Source organism: Qipengyuania sp., assembly GCF_042095715.1.
In the GTDB taxonomy this organism is placed as follows: domain Bacteria; phylum Pseudomonadota; class Alphaproteobacteria; order Sphingomonadales; family Sphingomonadaceae; genus Qipengyuania.
The window spans coordinates 15,247-34,366 of the sequence record NZ_JBELMO010000006.1 but is presented as its reverse complement, the minus strand read 5'-3'; the positions used below and the strand labels follow the sequence as shown (position 1 = coordinate 34,366).

The window sequence follows — 19,120 nt, the reverse complement described above, 5'->3', positions numbered from 1 at the left end:
GTTTACGAGGGGATGCGGTCAGGCCGAAAGCAGGCCCCCGAGCAAAACGGTTGGCCACCGTAAAGGATTGCGAGTTCACAGGAAAAGTGCCGCCTGGGCGGACGATGAGGAAAAACAAGTGCGTCGAAAATGCCTATAGCGATGGACGCCGAGAGATATGCCAATCTCCATTTCCTTTTTGGATATTCGTTCATATCAAACCTCGAGCGATATCGTCGGGCAGAGACGGATCGTCATTATCCCGCGACAATTCGCGAAACGCGCGGTTCTGCGACAGAAACACACGCCCGCCGATTTTCTCGAGAAATTCGGTTCGCTTGAGCCGATCCATCACCGGACCTTTAACTTCCGATAGGTGGAGGTCGATCCCGCTATCGGAGAGCCGGTGATTGATCGCCTCGAGGCTTTCCAGGCCCGAGGCGTCCACTTCGTTGACCGCACTGCACATCAGGATGACGTGGCGCACCTCCGGCTGGTCCGCGACGCGCTCGAGCACGTATTCCTCCAGCCAGCGCGCATTGAGATAGGTCAGGCTTTCATCGATACGGATCGACAGGACGTGCGGAACGGTAAAGACATCATGCCGCTCCACATTACGGAAATGTTCGGTTTCCGGAACACGCCCGACGATAGCCGCGTGCGGCCGCGATGCGCGCCACAGATACAGCAGCAGACCAACCACGACACCGGTAATCACGCCCAGTTCCACGCCAGCCAAGAGAGTGGTGACGATGGTCGCCAGATGCGCTGCGAAATCCGCCTTGGAATAGCGCCACAGCTGACCGGGCGTCTTCAGATCGACCAGGCTGAGCACCGCGACGATAATCGTGGCCGCCAGCGTGGCGATAGGCAGGCTGAACAGCAGCGGCGTAAGGAACAGCGATGCCAGGGCGATCCCGATGGCCGTATAGGCGCCCGCAGCCGGCGTTTCCGCGCCGGCATCGAAGTTTACCACCGAGCGGGCGAACCCGCCCGTCACCGGATAGCCGCCCGAAAAGGCGCTTGCGATATTCGATGCGCCCAGCCCGATCAGCTCCTGGTCGGGCGAGATACGCTGACGCCTCTTGGCGGCCAAGGTCTGCGCGACCGAGACGCTCTCCACGAACCCGATCACCGAGATCAGCAGAGCGGGCACCCATAGCTGCGCGATCAGGTCCATGTCGGTCGACGGGGTGGCGAAGGGCGGCAGCCCCTGCGGAATGGCCCCGACCAGATCGACGCCTTTTTCCGCAAGATCGAGCATAACGACCGCCAGAATGGTCAGCGCCACCGCGATCACGGGACCCGCCTTCGCAGCGATATCGGCGGCGCGCGATTTCAGCCCGATCCTCAAGAGGGCTGGTTTCAGTCCGCCCCTGACCCAGAACAGGAACAGCGTCGCCGGTATACCGATGGCCAGCGTCCACGGATTGGTCAGGCCTATATTGGACGCGAGCGATCCCAGCATCTCCGGCCAATTGTCGCCGCCGCCCGGAATCCCGAGAATATGCTTGATCTGGCTCGTGGCGATCAGAATGCCGCTGGCCGTGATGAAACCGCTGATCACCGGATGCGAGAGGAGGTTGGCAAGAAAGCCCAGCCGAAGAAAGCCCAGCACAGCCAGCAGGATACCCGACAGAGCGGCCAGCGTGATCGCCGCTTCGACATATTCGGCCGTGCCCTGCGCAGCGACAGCGCTCGCAGCAGATGCGGTCATCAGTGACAGGACCGCGACCGGACCCACCGCCAGCGTCCGGCTCGTCCCAAACAGCGCATAGGCCACCAGCGGCAGGATCGAGGCATATAGCCCGACGACCGGTGGCAGCCCGGCGAGCAAGGCGTAAGCCAGGCTTTGCGGGATAAGCATAATCGTGACGATCACCGCCGCCACCAGATCGTTCGTCAGGACAGAACCATTATAGGTGCGCCCCCATTGCAGAATGGGGAGGTAGCGTGCCAGCAGGTTGGGCTCGGCCATGGCTTCGATTGCTCCGACGACGCTTTAGCGCTGCGGCTCGAACAAGCGTACGATCAGCATTCCGCCCAGCATCGCCGCGACGAATGCCGCCGCCTTTGCCGGTTGGATTACCAGCGCGGCGAAGCCTGGCCCGGGACACAGGCCGGCAATTCCCCAACCGGTGCCGAACAGCGCGGCGCCGCCGATCAGGCGGGGGGTCAGGTCTGTCCGGTCGGGAAGGGCGAACGTGGCTCCAATCAAGGACTGCGCCATGCGCGCCTGGATCCGCCAGGCAATCGCCATCACGATCACCGCGCCGCCCATCACGAAAGCAAGAGTGGGATCCCAGTCCCCAAAAATGTCGAGAAAACCGCGTACACGCGCCGGGTCGACCATGCCGCCCAGCGCCAGCCCGGCGCCGAACAACGTCCCCGATAGGAGCGTCACCGGCCACGAACGCGTCATGACAGCACCTCCAGCCCAAAGGCATTCATGATGGCGACGGTCGCGATCCCGGCCGCCATGAAGGTCACCGTGGCGACGAGCGAGCGCTGTGACAACCGGCTGACTCCGCAAACGCCGTGGCCGCTGGTGCAGCCACTGCCGATGCGCGTGCCGATGCCGACCAGCAGGCCCGCCACAATCAGCGGTACGTAACCGGCAAAGCTGGCCTGGATCCCGCCAGGGCCCCAGGCAATCAGCATTGCGCCAATCGGCAGACCCAGGACAAACGCCCACGCGCCGGATCTGGGCGTACCGTCACCGCTGATGCCGAAGGCGCGGGCGGCGATGCCGGACACGCCGGCAATTCGCCCTGCGCCCAGCAGCATCAGCGCGGCCGCGAGGCCGATGAGCACGCCTCCGAGCAATCCTGCCAGTGGAGCGGCGTCGGGAAATCCGGGCAGCATCACAGCTTGTTCACCGGCATCTTGAGGTAGGACGTGCCGTCATCTTCCGGCGGAGGCAAATGTCCACCGCGCATGTTCACCTGGATGGCGGGCAGGATCAGGCGCGGCATCTCCAGCGTCGCATCGCGCTGCGTGCGCATATCGACGAACTCATCCTCATCAACATCTTCGTGAAGATGCACATTGGCTGTGCGCTGTGCGAGCATGGTGGTTTCCCAGACGAATTCGGTGCGGTTGGGTGCCTTGTAATCATGGCACAGGAATACCCGCGTCTTGTCCGGCAGGCGCATCAGTCGCCGGACCGAGCGATAGAGATTGCGCGCATTGCCGCCCGGAAAATCGGCCCGCGCAGAGCCATAATCGGGCATGAACATCGTATCGCCGATAAAGGCCGCATCGCCCACGATATAGGCGATGTCGGCCGGGGTATGGCCGGGAACGTGGAGCGCGATCAGCGGTATATCGCCGATCATCAACTCGTCGCCATCCTCCAGCAGGCGGTCGAACTGCGAGCCGTCGCGCTCGAATTCGGTGCCTTCGTTGAACACCTTGCCGAACACGCCCTGAACGGTCACGATGTCGCGGCCGATGGCCATTTCGCCGCCCAGCTTCTCCTGCAGATAGGGCGCGGCCGACAGGTGATCGGCATGTGCGTGGGTTTCCAGAATCCAGTCGACGGTCAGGCCTGCCTCGCGCACATAATCGATAATCTCGTCCGCCGCTTCCAAGCTGGTGCGGCCCGAAGGCTGATCGAAATCCCAGACGCTGTCGATAATGGCCGCGCGCTTGGTCTGATCGTCGCTGACGACATAGGTCGCGGTAAAGGTCGGCTCATGGAAGAACGCTTTGACGTGAGGCGCTCGCGGATTGCCGGCAAGAACGCCGTTCACCTGTTCGATGGCCTTTTCGATATTCGTGTCGTCACTCATACTGTCTCTCCGATGTCGTCGCTCGGCTGGGGGATTGGCCGAGCTCAGGGCAAAACATGTCATGCAGCAATTCCAGAACACGCTGCGCATTGGGGTCGCACACACGGTAGAACACCGACTGGGCCTCCTTGCGGGTCGCGACGAGATCGCCTTCGCGCAATTTTGCGAGGTGCTGCGACAGGGCGGACTGGCTCAGCCCGACGCGCTGCGCCAGATCCCCGACGGACAACTCGCCTTCCTCGGCCAGGAAGCAGAGGACCAGCAGGCGCGATTCGTTGGCCATCGCTTTCAGCAGGCGGCTGGCCTCGCCAGCCTGGCGCATGAAATCCGTTTCTGAAGGCCCGTCCTGGCCCATAATCTTCTCCATTAGCTATTACTAATTTAGAGCAGGCTAAGATATTTTCAAGGAATGACTTTTGCCTTTCACCGATCTTTCGATGGTGGCATTGGAACCTGTAGCCGCTCCAGCTTCGTTGAGCGGGCAGGAGAGTGAACATGGAATACGATTTGGTAGTGATCGGCACGGGGACTGCAGCCATGGTTTGCGCTATGCGCGTTGCGAAAGCTGGCTGGAAAGTCGCGGTCGTCGACGAGAAACCGTTTGGCGGCACCTGCGCGCTACGCGGCTGCGATCCCAAAAAGATGCTGGTGGCCGGCGCAGAAGCGATCGAAGCAAAACAACGAATGACAGGTCACGGGGTAGAGGGGACTTTACGCATCGATTGGTCCGACCTTATCCGCTTCAAGCGCAGCTTCACCGACCCCGTGCCTGAAAAGCATGAGCGTCGGTATGAAGAGGCCGGCATCGTGACCTTGCATGGAACGGCAAAATTCACGGGGCCTGATCGGCTCTCCGTAGGCGACCAGGAAATCGAATACCGCAAAATCCTGATTGCGTCAGGAGCCAGACCTATACCTCTAGTCATCCCGGGCGAAAAGCACCTGATCGACAATGAGGGCTTTCTCGAATTGCCCTCGCTGCCGAAGCGGATCGTGATGGTCGGCGGCGGATATATCGCCGCCGAGTTTGCGCATATCGCCGCCCGCGCGGGAGCCGAGGTAACGATCCTCCAGCGGGGACCGCGCATGTTGACGCAGTTCGAACCAGAACTGGTGAGCTGGCTCATGGATGCGATCAATCGGATCGGTGTCCGCGTGATTACCGATACGACCGTCGATGCCATTCGAGAACGGGACGGAGAGTATACGGTCCATGCGAGTGGCAAGGAGGGGCCGATCGAGGTTGCGGCCGATCTTGTCGTTCATGCGGCAGGACGGGCCCCGGCGATTGAGCGGCTCGATCTCGAAAAGGGCGGTGTCGCAGTCGAAAACGGAAAGCTGAAGCTGAACGAATTTCTGCAGAGCGTGAGCAATCCGGCCGTCTACGCTGCCGGAGATGCTGCCTCGAACGGGCCGCCACTCACGCCCGTTTCCAGCCATGATGCAAAAGTTGTCGCGACCAATCTCGTCGAAGGCAATCACCGCAAGCCCGACTACAAAGGTGTACCGAGCGTGGCCTTCACGCTTCCGCCTATCGCCCGGGTTGGCCTCACCGAGGCCGACGCGAAAGAGGCGGGGCTGAAATTTCGAACAAAGTGCGAGCGGACCTCTCAATGGTTCACCGCCAGGCGGGTCGCCGAACCGGTCTACGGCTACAAGACACTGATAGATGAGGAGACAGGAAAGATACTGGGCGCCCACCTCGTCGGACCCGGCGCAGATCAGACCATCAATATTTTCGGACTGGCGATCCGCCATGGGCTAACCGCTGACGATCTGAAGACTACGATGTTCGCCTATCCAACCGGCGCGTCTGACATCGGATACATGGTCTAGGGGTGGGTCTAGGGCCGGGCGGTTTCCAGCATGTCTATGACGGCGCAGTCGGGCACATGCCCGCCCGAACACTGCTCGACGGTGGCGGCTAGGTGCCGTTCCAATCGGACGAGATCGTCGATTTTGCCCCGCACTTCTTCGAGGTGATGAACTGCAATCTTGCGCACTTCGTCGCAGCATGCTTTGGCAGGACCGCCCAGGTCCAGAAGTGTCCGAACCTCCTTTGGCGCAAAGCCTAGTTCGCGCGCCCGCTTGATGAATTTGAGTGTGCGAAGGTGACCATCGTCGAACACCCTGTGACCGCCTGCTGTGCGCTCCGGCGCACCGAGCATTCCGATCTTCTCGAAATACCGGATCGTCTCGATATTGACGCCGGTCTTGCGCGCCAGCTCACCTATCGACAGGCCGCCCATGTCGAATCTCCTTGCACCTATATCTACTACAGGAAGTACATAGGGATCGAATCGAGCGGAAGCAAAGATGACCGAGCAGACTATCCAATACGACGAGCCGAAAAACGTGAGCGATCGCGGGGTGGCTGGCGTCGGAGTACTGGCAAGTGCAGCTGCGCTTCTCTCCGCGGCTGCTTGCTGCGTTCTGCCCTTGGCCCTTGTCGCGGTCGGCCTTGGCGCTGGAGGGCTCGCATGGTTTGTTCCCTACCACTTGTCGCTCACAATCGCAGCCTTCCTAGTCGTGGCCCTTGGGTGGTTTCTTCACTTGCGCAAAGTGCGTTTTTGCAGTGCTGATGGCTGTGCGCAGCCTGCCCACAGCAGCGCTACCCGGCTGATATTGCTGATTGCCACCGCGATGGTCGTTCTGTCCGCGCTATGGGGTTTTATTGAACAACCGCTGATGCGTGCACTCGGAGGAGCCTGATGCAGACTGTCTCCACGATCACTTGCCCCCAATGCGAAGCGGCCACGACCGAAACCATGCCGAGCAACGCATGCTGGTTCTTTTACGAGTGCCCGCATTGCCAGAAAAGGCTGAAGCCGCTGGCCGGAGACTGCTGCGTCTTTTGCTCTTATGGAGATGTGCCATGTCCGCCCATTCAGGAGGCGCGCGAAAATGGCGGCGGTTCCACTTGTGGCGCGTCGCAGTAGAGGACCGCATCACCAACGGTGCGAACGAGATGTCTGTTCCAGTCGTCGAGGGCTTTGCCCTATTTCCTGTTTCCAGTTGGGGCGCTGGTAGGCGCGCGCAACGCCTGCTTGCGAACCGCTCACATGGTTCACCACCGCCAAGCCAGCTTCGGGTAAGGATACCGCTAGCGATTTCAACGAGGAGAAATGCAAGCGACAAGAACCCCGATATTACAAACGAAGGTTGCCAAATGGCCCTATATGACCCATACGATGCCATATAGGAGTATCATGATGACTGCATTTCAGCCTGTAGACACCGCAATTCGCGATTTTCGGCCCGTCCCGATTACCGATGACGAGGCCGCTGCGATGTTTCGTGCGGTGGTAAACCTGTTCGGAAAATGGGATGTGACCGACGAACAGGCATCCACACTGCTTGACGTCCCCGTGCGGTCTTACCGCCGCTGGAAAGCGGACGGTGAACCCGGCCGGATCGACCGCGACGGCAAGGCGCGATTGTCCAACCTGATCGGTATTCACAAGGCGCTGCGCTATATCTTTCGTGAGACACGGCGCGCCCATGACTGGATCAAGGCACCCAATAGCGCATTTCAGGGTCGCTCCGCGCTCGATATCATGCTGGGCGGCGAACTGACCGATCTGATGCGGGTGCGCCGCTATCTCGACGCCGAGCGTGGCGGCTGGTGATCGATCCCGACACGGTCCCGGTTTCCACCATTGAATGGCAAGACGTGGTCCGTATCATCCGCAGCATCCATCCGCCGATCGATCTGTTCGAGGATATTGCCGATCCTGCCGACTGGCCGCTGCTCATCTCGGCGGAGCAAAAGACCAATCCGCGATTGATGGAAAATATCGGCAATCTCGACCTCGTACCGCAAGAACGGCGTGTCGGCGGACCGGGGGCGACGTATCTTATGGCACCGTTCACCCATGTCAGCCCCGACCGCCCGACGCGATTCAGTGACGGCAGCTATGGCGTGCTCTATGCGGGCAACAGCTTCGAGGTCGCGCTGCTCGAAACCATTCATCATCATAGCCGCTTCATGGCGCGCACGAACGAAGCACCAGGCTGGACTTCGCAATTCCGCGAGGTCGTGATGGACATCAATGCGCGGTTGCATGATCTCCGCGCGGATGAGGGACGATTTAGTAAAGCCGCGGATCCGAATGACTATTCGGCAAGCCAAACGCTGGGAGGGCAGTTACGGGCAGCCGGGTCCAACGGCGTGGCTTATTCCAGCGTGCGCCGCGAAAGTGGCGAGTGTGCTGGCCTGTTCTATCCCGACCTCGCCTCAAATGCGATCCAGGGTCGCCATCTTGATTATCATTGGGATGGGGAGCGGGTTGATCTCTACCGCGATACCAGGACAGGGGAAGTGTTTCGGATCGTGTGACATGTGAGATGCAAATTTTCGGCGGAAATTTTGGAAGGGACGCGGCGCTGACCATACGCCGACAGCTCTGGTCTAATATTGCTGTGGGCGGCCTGTCGATATCCCCGCGACCGCCTGTTCCATCATCAATCGTGTCGAACGCAAAGCGCAATTCAACAAAATGCGATCTTCTTGAGTGCAGCCGATATAAATTCGCGCGTCTTCGGGATCGACGAGCATATCGATCAGAGCGGTTTCGTCGCCGCTTCGATCGCCATCTTCGCCGGCAACAAAGGATCGTTTCATAGCCGCTTCGCAAAGGGTCATCAGGCTATCAAAAACTGGGACGAGAATTTCAAGCCGATGCCGCGCCAGCGTCTGGTATATGTAGGGCTGAACCGCTTCGCCATGATCCTTGGCATCGCGCCAGCATCGCATGACGTCCAGAATTATGCTTTCCGGCATATCCAATGCTTCATCAAAGCGGACCGCCTGAGCCTCCGCCATTGTTTAAAGCCTCTCTAGTCTCTCGAACAGAGTCTTGGATCAGGACGCGCGGAACCAATTTATTGTATCACATACCGAGCGGGGTGGGCGAGCGGTCGCCTGATCGACAAAGCTTCAGTACGGCGATACCGGCGATCAATCATCCTTGTCGGCGTGCTCGGGTTTCCCTTGGCGCTCGCCCTTGGCGAAATCCTCAAGCTCGTCCTCGCTCATCGAGTCGTACATGTCTTTCGAAGCGCCTTGCAGATCGCTCACCTTGGTATCGCCGCGCTTCGCAGACAGAGCTGCTCCTGCGGCTTTTTGCTGGGCTTTCGATTTTGTCGGCATGGTATCTGCTCCTCGTCTCCACTCAATATGCTTCTCGCCACTTCGTGCGCGCGAAGTGCGTGGCTTCCGTCACCAGTAAGGTGTGACCGCCCAATATTCGTACGAGCGCGTCTGGTAATCGCGGTCATAAGCGGTGTCGCGCTCGCTTTCCTTATAGGTCGGCGCGCCCTTCAACTGATCCTCGGTCACGTCGAGCTGGTAGCCATTTAGTTCGGTATTATAGTCGAATTTTTCCCAGGGAAGGCTGTGCAACTCGCCGCCCATACCAAGGAAGCTGCCCACCGAAATCTCGACATCGCGGGCCTGACCACCGCGTTTTTCGATCAGGACACGTTCGACAGTACCGATCTTGTCGCCATTGGACCCATAGACCGCCGTTCCTTCGACGCGGTCGCTGCCAATCAGATCGCTGCTCCTTACGTTTTGATGCGACATCGTGATAACTCCTTTCCGACTGAAATTGACCAAGAGTGACTTGGTCACAGCGGAGTAACGCTCGCACCGCGATGATAGTTTCTCCGCTCGTCGCAAAAATCCTCTTTGATAACAAAGGTTAGTCACTGAAGCAGTAGGCTGATCGCCATTTAATATGAGCAAGGCGCTCGAACGGCCCGGCGGTTTTCTCGTCGAGAATAGGCTGGCAGCACGGCAGGAAACCGCGTCAAGTTTGCGCGCAACTTGCTGGGGGGCGCTGCGGGATCACATTATGGCGGCTCTGGGAATCCCGGTCCGGAGCCTAATCTGCCGACTTCGAATGCTCGACTATCATCAGAACAAGCCCTGAGAAAACCAACCCAAAGCCCAAGAGGTGAGACCAGCGAAAGGGCTCGCCGAGCAACAAATAAGATAGCACAAGCGCGCTAAGGGGCATGACCGCCATAGCACCTGCCGTGAGTGCTTCCGGCGCTTCGCGGGCACCGTTATACCATAAAACAGGAGCAAGCCCCGCTGTAGCCGCGCCCCAGAAGGCTACCGCAAACCACCCAGTCTGACCTACGTCGGAAAAATCGAACGGTCGGGGGTCGAAAACAATAGCCAGAACAACAAAAACCAACGCAGCAATCAATGAGGCTGCCAGCGTGGCCTCCAGCGAGCTTATACCGTCGGACAGTTTCCGAGAAAGCAGGGTGTAGGCTGCCTCGAAACACACGGCCATTGCGACAAGAGCTGCGCCGAGGATCGGAGCTTCCGTGTCTCCGCCTCCTTCCGTTCGTAGCAGATTGATTGCTACTATCCCCGCGACCGCAAGGGCCAGTGCTCCCGACGTCCGCCAGTTCATTGCGGCACCGAAGAAAACCACGGCCGCGCCGGCAGTCACTGCCGGTGTCGCGCTCATGATTGTAGAGCCAATCACCCCCGTTGTGAGGCGCATGCCGAAAAGCATGGCTGCGGTAAAACCGACCATCCCGAACAGTGAGATCGCGACAATTACCCACCAGTCCGACCGCTGCGCGTTGCCAAACCTTTTCGTCAGCAGCCACGTGAATGGGGTAAGGACCAGGCAAGCGATCAGCATTCGCATGCAAGATGCCGTGAAGACCGAGAACTGCTGCCCGATTAACTTGCTGAGCGGCGTCGCACTGCCAAAGAGTGCCATGCCCAGCAAAAGCTGCACAACAATCGCAGGAGTGGTCGAGCGTCTATCGGATACCATGATACTGCAAAAATTTAGCATGCCGGACTCCGCTTGGAAAACATAGTCTTGTTTCCGTTTCGCGGGCGGCGTCTCGTGTCAGATAGCTCAGTTCTTCAAGGATATCGTCTATTTCTTACGCTGCGCCAGAATCCGATAGCACGTATTCGAGCGAGAAGAATTGGGAGGTTGGGAGTGATACGGACGTGACCCGCGCATCCGGCGATCTACCGAGATTAGTCCTTGGGCCACGCGCGCTACTTGGTAGCGGATCCGCGTACAAGCTTTCCCGGAAAGGGTTCTGAAAGGCAGGCCGAGCTGATCCGCTAGAATGATAATACTTCTTATGTTAAATCCGATACTTATTGTTAGCATATCAGAGTGCATGTAAAGTTCGCTGACGCAAGAGCGTCAGCCTTAGAAAACCGAAGGCCCTGTTAGCAGTGCCGGGTTCCATTTGCTGGTTGACCTCGGCAAACCATCTGGTGGCGTGCTCTTCATTGAGCTCGTCGATGCAGAGACCCGGAAAAGCCTCCTGCAAGTAGAGCCGCCGGTAGCAGCCATTGATGTTCTTGGTCTTTGGGACACCAGCGCATTGCCCATTTCTCCCAGAACTCGTCGAGGAACTGGGTGAGCAGAAGGATTTCGGCGAACTGATCGACATCTGCGAAAGTGGCGGGAGGGCGGTGTAATGACCGCTGGCACACTTTCACGCACCGAGAAAATTGTCCGGCTCAATGACCGGGCGCGGCAGGCGATGGGGCTGGCCGGTGTTGCCGTGGCGACAGAGGGATTCCGGGCCTTGCCCGAGGCAGATCGGTCTCGGGTGCGTGAGTTGATCGAGACCTTCGACGCCTTCGTGCCGGACAACGATCCGTAAGGCGAGCGTGATTTCGGAACGATCTATCAGGGCGGCGATGGAAATTGGACGATCATGCGACCGGCACAACTTGCCGAAACCGTGTTCTGGAAGATCGATTCCTACGACCGCGATTTGCGGTTCGGCAGCGAGAACCCGGCCAACCTAGCGACTGCCCGTCGAGTGCTGACGATCATGGTTGCCAGCGAATATTGAGGGGTGGAGCATGACCAGGCGCAATCCACCGGTCCGCATCGCCGGACCCGACCCCGACCAGATCACCATGCCGGGCGTGCGCCCGGCCACTCTTAGCGAGATGTTGCAATGCCGCGCCGACATGCCGCGAGGTGCTCGGGCCGTGCAGCAACCGATACCTTGACGCGAACATCGCGGTCGAGCCGGTCGAGGATGCGCATCAGCCGGTCCACGGTGAAGCGGTCGAGCTTGGCCTGGCGGATGCGCGAAAAATCGGCCGCCGCAATACCGGTGCGGGCTTCGGCATCGCGGACGGTCAGTTTTTCCTTGTCGAGCGTCTTGACCACTTCGGCGGCGAGGATCGCGCGGAGCTGACGCAGGCTCGCATCGGCCACGTCGAAATCGGCAAAGACATTGCCTGACCCGCGCACCAGTTCGATGTCGTCCTTCTGTTCGGTCATTCCAGCATCTCCTTCAATCGCCTGATCCGCTCGCGCACGAGGTCGATCTCGCGCTGCGGCGTCGATATTCCCTTCGTCGACTTCTTCTGGAAGGCATGCACCACCCAGATATCGTCATCCAGTTGCAGGGCGTAGACGACACGGTAGGCATCGCCGCGCTCCTTGATCGCCAGCTCCCAAACACCGGAGCCGAGACCAGCGAGCGGCTTGGCGATGTCCGGCGCCCCGCCATCGGCCACGATCGTCAGCGCATCGAGCGCCTTGTCGATCGCACGGGCCGGGAACGCCCCGAAATCCTTGCGCGCTGCCTTGATCCACGAAATCGGTCGAAGCGTTGGGGCGCGACATGATCCTATGTAGTCATATCTGACAACACTTGTCAATCGGGTATGTCGGGATGTTTGCCAGCGTGATCGAAGCGAAGCTTTCGTCTAACCATGTTTTCGGATTCATCCTGGTAGGACGTTCCCCACCTTCCCTGACCGCCCTCGTGCCGTGCGGAGATCAAAACCGAAGCCTTCCATCCGGCTCCGCAGACGCCCTTGGCGATGCCGAACGGCAGCCAAAGGCGCTGCCAATTCCTGCGGTGAATATAGACGTCAATCTCCGCATCGCCCAATATATGCACGGCAGTTCGTGTGGAGATTGGGGAGTCTATTCTCCGCCAAACGCATCGAACCAGAGCGACCGGATGCGAAAAGTCGGTCGCTTAAGCCTTTTCAACCGACCGATATGCCACTCCGATCCGGTGCCTGGCGCTTCCGCGTCGGAGACGAACTGCATCGAAAAAACGCCGCGCCGACGCCGCATTCGAAAAGCTGTCGCGCGCGCCCTTTCCTTTACAACCTACGCGACTCCTGTGACGTTCGACGACGGTCCAGCCAAACAGGTCAAGCGTGACCGTGAGCTGATAATCGCGTGCGATGTTGCGCGCAGTATCGACAGCCCGCCAGTGCTCGCGGCATTCGAAGTGCTTTGCCATGAAAAACATTGCTCACACCGAAGCCCTCAAATCCAACGCAGAAACTGAATCACCGCCCTGCCCTGTGATTCAAATCTTCGATTAAGTATCGCGTGTGCACTGCTGCCAAGCTTGGGCCACGCAGGCCTGGAATTTTCCGCAAGGACCTAAAGCATGCGGCGGAGGCCGCGCTTTCGCCGTCGATGCGACAAAATGATGACAACGTGGGCTATCTGAAGTTGATATCATCCCACTCGTTGAGGGTTGGCTTGACCCAGGATCTGATCGCGTTGGGCGCTGACGGTGTCGCGATCTTGAATGCAATGCGCTGGGATTCTGCATCGACGGTGCTGCGATACGGCAGGAAGCTGCAGGCATATTCGAGCGCAACCGCACGGTTTCTGGGAAACGATCCGCAATAAGACCAGGGTTTGATTCCGGACAACGAAGTTTCGATACTAGCTTTATTGAAACAGCATCTTCTCGAGTGCATCCGCCAGTTCACATCGCTTCTTGGCAGGGAGCCGGTCCAGATTGCGTTGCTTCCACAGGACGGCAGGCAGGTGCCAAGCTTCCGGTATGCCGAGAAGTTGCCAGTCCGGCTCTCCGCGTTTGAAGCCGACCAGAAACCGCCGATGCGCATCGGGCATGTCGGCAACCATCGCAGCGATGATCGCCTCGCGCGCTTCTTCAAGATCGGCCCGCGCGATCGGCTCATGCGTCATTCCGACAAAACCGCGCTCGAATTCCTCCATAAGCGGTTTTCGTGTCGGGGCAAGAACTTCGCCAATCGGGCGATGGTGACTGATGACGTAGACAAGGAATGCGCGCCGCAGCTCGTCGCTTATACCTTCGTGCGCCAGGAGATCGCGCACGTCGAAAAGGTCGCGAGGGTGCTGGCGGTCAAGCGCCGCGACGATCTTGCCCGCATAGAGATCTTCGAAGGACACGATCTGCATCTCGGCAAAGCCAAAGGCGTCTTCGACTGTTGGCACAACGCTCCGCAAGGCAAGATCGTAGACGGTGCCGCGCAGTACCGGCGTTACCTCGATCTTGATCTGCACGCCTCCAGCGCGGACGAGCAGCTTGGTGACGATTTTCTCGTCGGCCGAGCGCGAAGCATGGACCTTCGCATCCGGTATTTTGCGTTCGATCCGTTTCGCTATTCGCAGCATGGCCGCGTCGATCGCGGCAAGCGACCTGGCGCGATCCTCGACCGGCAGATAGGTCAGGTCGATGTCCACCGACAGGCGCGGCATGTCGCGCACGAACAGGTTGATCGCGGTACCGCCTTTGAGGGCGAAGGCTTCTTCCTGCGCTACGAAAGGAATGGTGCGGATGAGAAGGGCGACCTGTTGCCGGTAAGAGTCGAGAAAGGCCATGATGCCCGCTACCCCGCCAGATCGGACGGCACGGTTATGTGGTAGCCGGGGTCGAGCGTGCCACCTTTGACCAGGACGCGCTTCCCCGATCCAAGATCGACACGGGTCACATCGAGACGGGATCGCCAGGCATGCCGGTGGCGGTCGGCGAAGAACAGGAATAGCCGTTTCACCTTCACGCTGGCGCAGGTCTCCAGCAGGGTTTGCAGGCGACGCGGGCTGAGATCGCTCAGCCCTTCCATCAGGGCATCGACCTGATGGAAACTCTCATGTCTGGGCAACTCGTCGAGCAATTCGAGCGCGGCACGTTCCTTGCTCGCATAGCGGATGGGTAAGCTCAGACCTGCGGCGCTGACCATGACGGGGCTCGGCTCCGCTTGTGCGCCGGCATCGCCGGGAAACAGACGCAGACTGTTGTGCCAGCGGAAGGCTACGTCGAGCGGCAAGCTGTCCAGCCATGTCGGCGGTCGCTTCGGCCCGTAGAGGTGAACCTCGCGCATCTCCGCCGAAAGGTAATGGGCATAGCCTAGCTGTTCGAGTGCGGTGCGCCCGCCGACGGTCAGCGGCAGGTCCAGCACGGTCTGGAGCGAGATAACCACCTGCGGCCATGTCAATGGCGCGCGCGAGCGACGATAGACCCGCCGCGCCGGACTTTCGAGCCAGCCAGCGCGGACATACTGGCTGCGCAGCGCCGATGAATAACCGTGCGCCTCCATCCACGCGGCATCGGCCAGGAGTCCCTCAGGGAGTTCCCGCTGAAGCCGGTTTAGCTTGCTGTCAGAACGCTTAGCCATGATTAGTGTTTTGGCATATCTTCAAACCAAAATCCAGTTTGAAGCTTTCCGCTTTTGCCAAGCCAAGCTTGGTGTTTGGCGCAGTCTACAAACCTTATGCTCGGACTCAGGGCCCAAACCTGCGGTCGAACTCACGCCTCAGCCGCGAGATCTCGGACGTCTAGTCTGCGAGATATCCGCGCTGACAACGTTTCGGCATCCCGCTCAAAAGCAGACCAGTTCTCCTAATCTCCGCATTGCGCAATACATTCGCGACAGTTCATGCGGAGATTGGAAAGCCTATTTTCCGCAAACTGCATGAAACCATGCCTACGGGATGTGAGTCGCTCGCCTATGCTTATTCAACGGACCGATATTCCACTCCGATCCGGTGCTTGGCGCTTCCGCGTCGGCTACGAACTGCATCGACAAAACGCCGCGCCGACGCCGCATTCGGAAAGCTGTCGCGCGCGCCCTTTCCTTTACAACCTATGCGACCCCAGTGACGATCGACGACGGTCCAGCCAAACAGATCAAGCGTGACCGTGAGCTGATAATCGCGTGCGATGTTGCGCGCAGTATCGACAGCCCGCCAGTGCTCGCGGCATTCGAAGTGCTTTGCCATGAAAAACATTGCTCACACCGAAGCCCTCAAATCCAACGCAGAAACTGAATCACCGCCCTGCCCTGTGATTCAAATCTTCGATTAAGTATCGCGTGTGCACTGCTGCCAAGCTTGGGCCACGCAGGCCTGGAATTTTCCGCAAGGACCTCGAGCATCAAGGATTCCGTAACGGATTGTCCAATCGGATTTGAACGCAGCGTTCGGCCAGTCATTGTTTTTGGCCTGCCAAAATGTTACATAAAGGCTGGGAGAAACGCGATGAGCTTCGACGATCAACCTAGAGAATCTGGAGTGCTCCAGGCAGCCACGCAATGGGATCCTTCAGGCGGAGTAAATCCAGAGTGGCTCTATAGGATCGAAGATGAGGCTCTCGAGGACGATCACGAGGCATCGCAAGGGAGCGGATCCTCGCATGCTATTTTCGGATTGATGTTAGCGATTGGGTTCATCTTCCTCGCCGTTTTGAGTTGGTGACTCATTCGTCATCACCACGAAGACGTCGTTGTATCGAGTTCCGCTCCCGCTGATCGCGGTCATAGAAGCGCTCGTTGAAGCGGTCATTCGCGCCGCCTTGACCATCCCGACCTTCTTCGAATTCCCGACGGCGGTTGCCATAACGCGAACCATTCGTTTGGTAGCGATCGCCAAGTGAAGATGCCCCTTCATCGATCCGGTTACCGATCGATCCGTTAGCTGCTCCACTCACAAGGTTTCGTGGCTCACCAACATTAGGGTTAGGCGGACTACCGCGAAGGTCGGACTTGCTGAAATCGCCGGGCCCAGTGACATTGCCAACCAAAGAGCCGCGTTCAGGGATGAGGTCATTGAAGGGGGCGACGCGATCATCGTAGTAATCGGCGATGATTTCTCTCGCTACGAACTCATAGGTTGCCTGCTCTTGCGTATTGTAGTCGGTGCGGGCCAAGCTCGGTGCGGTCACTCCAAGTTCTGCGGCCTTTTCCTGATACCTTGATGCAACAATCTGAGACATGTCGAAGTTGAGGTTCGCACCGTATCCTTCGCGATTGGAGGTATTGTTGCTGAGGGACGTCGAAATTTCATCGATTGCAGCGATGCGTTCATCGATACGTCGGATCTCTTCGAGAGCCTGCTCACGAGAATAGGACTTATCCGAATAGCCTTCGCTTCGATTAAAGCTGCCGCTCTGCGAGTAGCTACCAATATCCTGTGTAGCATTCGATCCGTTGGAGCGATTATCAGAGGTCGAGGAGTCGAATCCCTGGCTTTCTGTACGCTCATTCCCGTGGCTGACGCTATCGGTGCGCAACCGTCCTCCATTGATGCCAGTTTGCGCGCCAGCATTAATACCAGCGCCAGAGCCCCTACGAGGCCTCCCCCCAGAGTTTCCTCTACCGGCAGTGCCAGATATGCCGATATTCCCGCCGCGAGTAGTCTCAAGACGATCAATGTTGGTTTGTTGATTGCCCGAAGAGCCAGAAATCCTGTCACTTTCGCTTATACCGTCTCTGGAATCGAGCGACTGATTGTCAAACCTCTGTAAATTTTCACCAGAGCGATATCCTGCAGAGCTTTCGCTTCCGCTCGAGTTGCGGACGCCGGTCGTTTGACGTGCCGAGGTTCGGTCGAGGAACGAAACCGCACGCGAACGCTCCTCGGTGAGGCTGTTGCGAGCCGTCTCGAGCTCGGAAAGCGTCTGCTGGCGCTCGGAATTCGCGAACTGGCTCAAAGAGGCACCGAAGGCGAGACGGCTCATACCGGGTGATGTATCGAAGACGGTAGAACCGTCAGCCATCGTCCGCGTAAAAGTACCGTTGGGATTGACAGTCGACTGCACAGCAGCTCCACCCGTGAAGGATGGCGCAGTGTTCCATTGGTTAGACTGCCGGTTGAAGCTCGACAGGTTCATGTAGCTCTCGTTCCCGTAGGAATAGTTACCGGTCGTCCGCTCGACAGCCGCCGCTTCCGCTGCAGCTTGTGCCGGCGCGAGCATGGAGGTCGCCTGCGACGAGACGGCCATCGCTCCCCGCGCCATGCCGGCAGCAAGGAACGGGATCGACATCATCAGGAAGCCTGCGATCGTCGCGGTATCCGCGTTGACCGCATCGATACCGGCCATGCCTGCCATCGTGATGCCGCCCGGCGCGGTCGCATTCAACGAGTCCGACGCGCGATCCATGATGAACATGTGCAAGACCACATAGAGTGGCCCCCATGCGGCCAGATAGAAGAAGCCGGTGAAATAACCTTTCAGCGCGGTGACCCCTGTGCGCGGAAGAAGGAAGAGCGGAAAGATGACCGGGAACATCGCATAGAAGACGACGGTCAGCACGATGTTGAGAAGCGGGACCCACGTCATCGCTTGCTGTGTGATCGACGTGTAGGTGTTGCGCGCCTGTTCCTCGGCGCGGAGCATGGCGAATGTATCGCCATCAGCCGCACCGAGATTGGCTCGCGCTTCGAGGAAGGCACTCACCAGCGAGCGTTGATGGAAAATCTGTTGCGCGGTCTGGCTGCTACCGTGGAACTGATTGGCGATGACTGGGAGGTCGGAGATCAGTTTGGCGCGAGCGGCCGCGGGAGTGAGGCCTGGAAAGAGCTTGCGGCCCTCCTCCTCGAGCTGCGCATCGGTATAGGTGACAATCCCGCTCTGAAGGCTCGTGTATCCTGCCTGGCAAGTCACGATCGTCGGGGTGCCCGTGGCAGGGATCCACTTCATGCCTCGCGCCGGCGAGCCGGGACCCATATCGGTCAGGATATCGTTCGAATTGGCGACCGCGTCGAAAGCCGTATGGCCGAGCAGGATGTCATAGAAGAGGCACTGCTTGAAATACTCCTCGAGATTGGCGCTGGTGCGGGGGTCGCGGATCTGGAAGTCCCTGGTGCGATCCCAGAGCCTCGCTCCATAGATCATACCGTTGTTCGACATCTGCAGGGTGCCAGGCATCGTGAAGACGGTCTCGGCCGTGCGCGTCAACCAGTCGCCGGCAGTCGAGCTGACCGAGGCGATGAGGGCCAGACCAACCGGGACGTTGCCGACCGTCGAGGGTGCCAGACTGGGATTGAGGCGATCGGTGACCTGCACGGTGGTCGTCGGGACGATGAGTGCCCCGTACATGAGCGTCGCACCCAGGAACCAGTTGAGCCAGGCGCGCCAGTTCAAACTGAAGGCGACGATCAGAAGCGTGTATATGAAACCCATCACCATCACGACCCGGAGAAGCGAGCGGAAGCCCCCTCCCCCCGTCCATGCGGAGACCGCGTTGAGGACGTTGACGATATATTCCCCGCCGCCGATCGTGTAGATCTCCATCATGGCCCCTGATC

At 59.1% G+C, this 19,120-nt stretch carries 24 protein-coding genes and 1 pseudogene; 10 read left to right on the top strand and 15 right to left on the bottom strand.

Annotated elements, in window-relative coordinates; translation table 11 throughout:
* Positions 1-190: 190 nt before the first annotated feature.
* From ACFDTG_RS03250 to ACFDTG_RS03230, 5 genes are read right to left on the bottom strand one after another with little or no spacing between them, the layout of a single operon-like run.
* On the bottom strand, positions 191-1,957 hold the full coding sequence (locus ACFDTG_RS03250; protein ID WP_160729004.1) for a SulP family inorganic anion transporter: 1,767 nt from the start codon (positions 1,955-1,957) through the stop codon (positions 191-193).
* A 24-nt stretch (positions 1,958-1,981) separates the two neighbouring features.
* Entirely contained in the window at positions 1,982-2,401 is a 420-nt protein-coding gene (locus ACFDTG_RS03245) for a DUF6691 family protein (RefSeq protein WP_375289635.1), read from the bottom strand.
* The gene (locus ACFDTG_RS03240) at positions 2,398-2,844 is read right to left on the bottom strand and encodes a YeeE/YedE family protein (protein WP_063612646.1); all 447 of its coding nucleotides are present in this window, start codon (positions 2,842-2,844) and stop codon (positions 2,398-2,400) included. Before ACFDTG_RS03240 ends, ACFDTG_RS03245 begins: the two co-directional genes overlap by 4 nt.
* Positions 2,844-3,773 carry an MBL fold metallo-hydrolase gene (locus tag ACFDTG_RS03235; RefSeq protein WP_063612645.1) on the bottom strand — a complete coding sequence of 310 codons (930 nt, stop codon included), beginning with the start codon at positions 3,771-3,773 and terminating at the stop codon, positions 2,844-2,846. The genes ACFDTG_RS03240 and ACFDTG_RS03235 overlap by 1 nt, the downstream gene beginning before the upstream one ends.
* Entirely contained in the window at positions 3,766-4,140 is a 375-nt protein-coding gene (locus ACFDTG_RS03230; RefSeq protein WP_225871717.1) for a helix-turn-helix transcriptional regulator, read from the bottom strand. Before ACFDTG_RS03230 ends, ACFDTG_RS03235 begins: the two co-directional genes overlap by 8 nt.
* Positions 4,141-4,268: 128 nt before the next feature.
* On the opposite strand from ACFDTG_RS03230, the gene ACFDTG_RS03225 reads away from it, so the two are divergent.
* Positions 4,269-5,609: a dihydrolipoyl dehydrogenase family protein gene (locus tag ACFDTG_RS03225; RefSeq protein WP_375289634.1), complete on the top strand. Its 1,341-nt coding sequence runs from the start codon at positions 4,269-4,271 to the stop codon at positions 5,607-5,609.
* Between the two features lie 8 nt (positions 5,610-5,617).
* Here ACFDTG_RS03225 and ACFDTG_RS03220 read toward each other — a convergent pair whose 3' ends face one another.
* Positions 5,618-6,022 carry a helix-turn-helix domain-containing protein gene (locus ACFDTG_RS03220; protein ID WP_063612643.1) on the bottom strand — a complete coding sequence of 135 codons (405 nt, stop codon included), beginning with the start codon at positions 6,020-6,022 and terminating at the stop codon, positions 5,618-5,620.
* A gap of 67 nt (positions 6,023-6,089) precedes the next feature.
* Between ACFDTG_RS03220 and ACFDTG_RS03215 the strand changes: the two genes are divergently transcribed.
* The 5 genes from ACFDTG_RS03215 to ACFDTG_RS03195 all read left to right on the top strand — a co-directional run bounded on the left by ACFDTG_RS03215 (position 6,090) and on the right by ACFDTG_RS03195 (position 8,616).
* On the top strand, positions 6,090-6,485 hold the full coding sequence (locus ACFDTG_RS03215) for a hypothetical protein (RefSeq protein ID WP_063612642.1): 396 nt from the start codon (positions 6,090-6,092) through the stop codon (positions 6,483-6,485).
* The gene (locus ACFDTG_RS03210; protein WP_082834648.1) at positions 6,485-6,712 is read left to right on the top strand and encodes a GDCCVxC domain-containing (seleno)protein; all 228 of its coding nucleotides are present in this window, start codon (positions 6,485-6,487) and stop codon (positions 6,710-6,712) included. The genes ACFDTG_RS03215 and ACFDTG_RS03210 overlap by 1 nt, the downstream gene beginning before the upstream one ends.
* A gap of 273 nt (positions 6,713-6,985) precedes the next feature.
* Positions 6,986-7,402, top strand: coding sequence for an MbcA/ParS/Xre antitoxin family protein (locus tag ACFDTG_RS03205; RefSeq protein ID WP_063612731.1), 417 nt, complete (start codon positions 6,986-6,988; stop codon positions 7,400-7,402).
* A complete protein-coding gene (locus ACFDTG_RS03200; protein WP_375289633.1) occupies positions 7,399-8,112 on the top strand; it encodes an RES family NAD+ phosphorylase in 714 nt (237 codons plus the stop codon). The genes ACFDTG_RS03205 and ACFDTG_RS03200 overlap by 4 nt, the downstream gene beginning before the upstream one ends.
* A gap of 78 nt (positions 8,113-8,190) precedes the next feature.
* On the top strand, positions 8,191-8,616 hold the full coding sequence (locus ACFDTG_RS03195; protein ID WP_375289632.1) for a hypothetical protein: 426 nt from the start codon (positions 8,191-8,193) through the stop codon (positions 8,614-8,616).
* A gap of 117 nt (positions 8,617-8,733) precedes the next feature.
* Here ACFDTG_RS03195 and ACFDTG_RS03190 read toward each other — a convergent pair whose 3' ends face one another.
* The 3 genes from ACFDTG_RS03190 to ACFDTG_RS03180 form a co-directional block, all read right to left on the bottom strand.
* Entirely contained in the window at positions 8,734-8,925 is a 192-nt protein-coding gene (locus ACFDTG_RS03190) for a DUF3008 family protein (RefSeq protein ID WP_063612639.1), read from the bottom strand.
* A 69-nt stretch (positions 8,926-8,994) separates the two neighbouring features.
* A complete protein-coding gene (locus ACFDTG_RS03185; RefSeq protein WP_375289631.1) occupies positions 8,995-9,360 on the bottom strand; it encodes a PRC-barrel domain-containing protein in 366 nt (121 codons plus the stop codon).
* A 301-nt stretch (positions 9,361-9,661) separates the two neighbouring features.
* Complete coding sequence (locus ACFDTG_RS03180; RefSeq protein WP_160729011.1) at positions 9,662-10,600, bottom strand: DMT family transporter; 939 nt, start codon at positions 10,598-10,600, stop codon at positions 9,662-9,664.
* 649 nt (positions 10,601-11,249) lie between these two features.
* Here ACFDTG_RS03180 and ACFDTG_RS03175 point away from each other — a divergent pair.
* Positions 11,250-11,438, top strand: coding sequence for a hypothetical protein (locus tag ACFDTG_RS03175; protein ID WP_082834649.1), 189 nt, complete (start codon positions 11,250-11,252; stop codon positions 11,436-11,438).
* A gap of 12 nt (positions 11,439-11,450) precedes the next feature.
* Positions 11,451-11,633, top strand: a pseudogene (locus tag ACFDTG_RS03170) (DUF3768 domain-containing protein); the annotation flags it as partial.
* Between the two features lie 92 nt (positions 11,634-11,725).
* Here ACFDTG_RS03170 and ACFDTG_RS03165 read toward each other — a convergent pair.
* Positions 11,726-12,073, bottom strand: a complete 348-nt coding sequence (locus tag ACFDTG_RS03165) for a helix-turn-helix domain-containing protein (RefSeq protein ID WP_375289630.1) — start codon at positions 12,071-12,073, stop codon at positions 11,726-11,728.
* The gene (locus ACFDTG_RS03160; RefSeq protein WP_063612635.1) at positions 12,070-12,456 is read right to left on the bottom strand and encodes a type II toxin-antitoxin system RelE/ParE family toxin; all 387 of its coding nucleotides are present in this window, start codon (positions 12,454-12,456) and stop codon (positions 12,070-12,072) included. The genes ACFDTG_RS03165 and ACFDTG_RS03160 overlap by 4 nt, the downstream gene beginning before the upstream one ends.
* Positions 12,457-12,482: 26 nt before the next feature.
* Here ACFDTG_RS03160 and ACFDTG_RS03155 point away from each other — a divergent pair, with 26 nt between their 5' ends.
* The gene (locus ACFDTG_RS03155) at positions 12,483-13,103 is read left to right on the top strand and encodes a hypothetical protein (RefSeq protein WP_375289629.1); all 621 of its coding nucleotides are present in this window, start codon (positions 12,483-12,485) and stop codon (positions 13,101-13,103) included.
* Between the two features lie 395 nt (positions 13,104-13,498).
* Here the strand turns inward: ACFDTG_RS03155 and ACFDTG_RS03150 are convergent, their stop codons facing one another.
* The 3 genes from ACFDTG_RS03150 to ACFDTG_RS03140 form a co-directional block, all read right to left on the bottom strand.
* Complete coding sequence (locus ACFDTG_RS03150; protein ID WP_067673804.1) at positions 13,499-14,416, bottom strand: nucleotidyl transferase AbiEii/AbiGii toxin family protein; 918 nt, start codon at positions 14,414-14,416, stop codon at positions 13,499-13,501.
* 8 nt (positions 14,417-14,424) lie between these two features.
* Positions 14,425-15,210, bottom strand: coding sequence for a type IV toxin-antitoxin system AbiEi family antitoxin (locus ACFDTG_RS03145; RefSeq protein WP_082834651.1), 786 nt, complete (start codon positions 15,208-15,210; stop codon positions 14,425-14,427).
* A 337-nt stretch (positions 15,211-15,547) separates the two neighbouring features.
* A complete protein-coding gene (locus ACFDTG_RS03140; protein WP_156492841.1) occupies positions 15,548-15,814 on the bottom strand; it encodes a WGR domain-containing protein in 267 nt (88 codons plus the stop codon).
* 258 nt (positions 15,815-16,072) lie between these two features.
* On the opposite strand from ACFDTG_RS03140, the gene ACFDTG_RS03135 reads away from it, so the two are divergent.
* Complete coding sequence (locus ACFDTG_RS03135; RefSeq protein ID WP_067673781.1) at positions 16,073-16,288, top strand: hypothetical protein; 216 nt, start codon at positions 16,073-16,075, stop codon at positions 16,286-16,288.
* A gap of 1 nt (position 16,289) precedes the next feature.
* On the opposite strand, the gene ACFDTG_RS03130 is transcribed toward ACFDTG_RS03135, so the two are convergent.
* Complete coding sequence (locus ACFDTG_RS03130) at positions 16,290-19,109, bottom strand: conjugal transfer protein TraG N-terminal domain-containing protein (RefSeq protein WP_375289628.1); 2,820 nt, start codon at positions 19,107-19,109, stop codon at positions 16,290-16,292.
* Positions 19,110-19,120 lie beyond the last annotated feature (11 nt).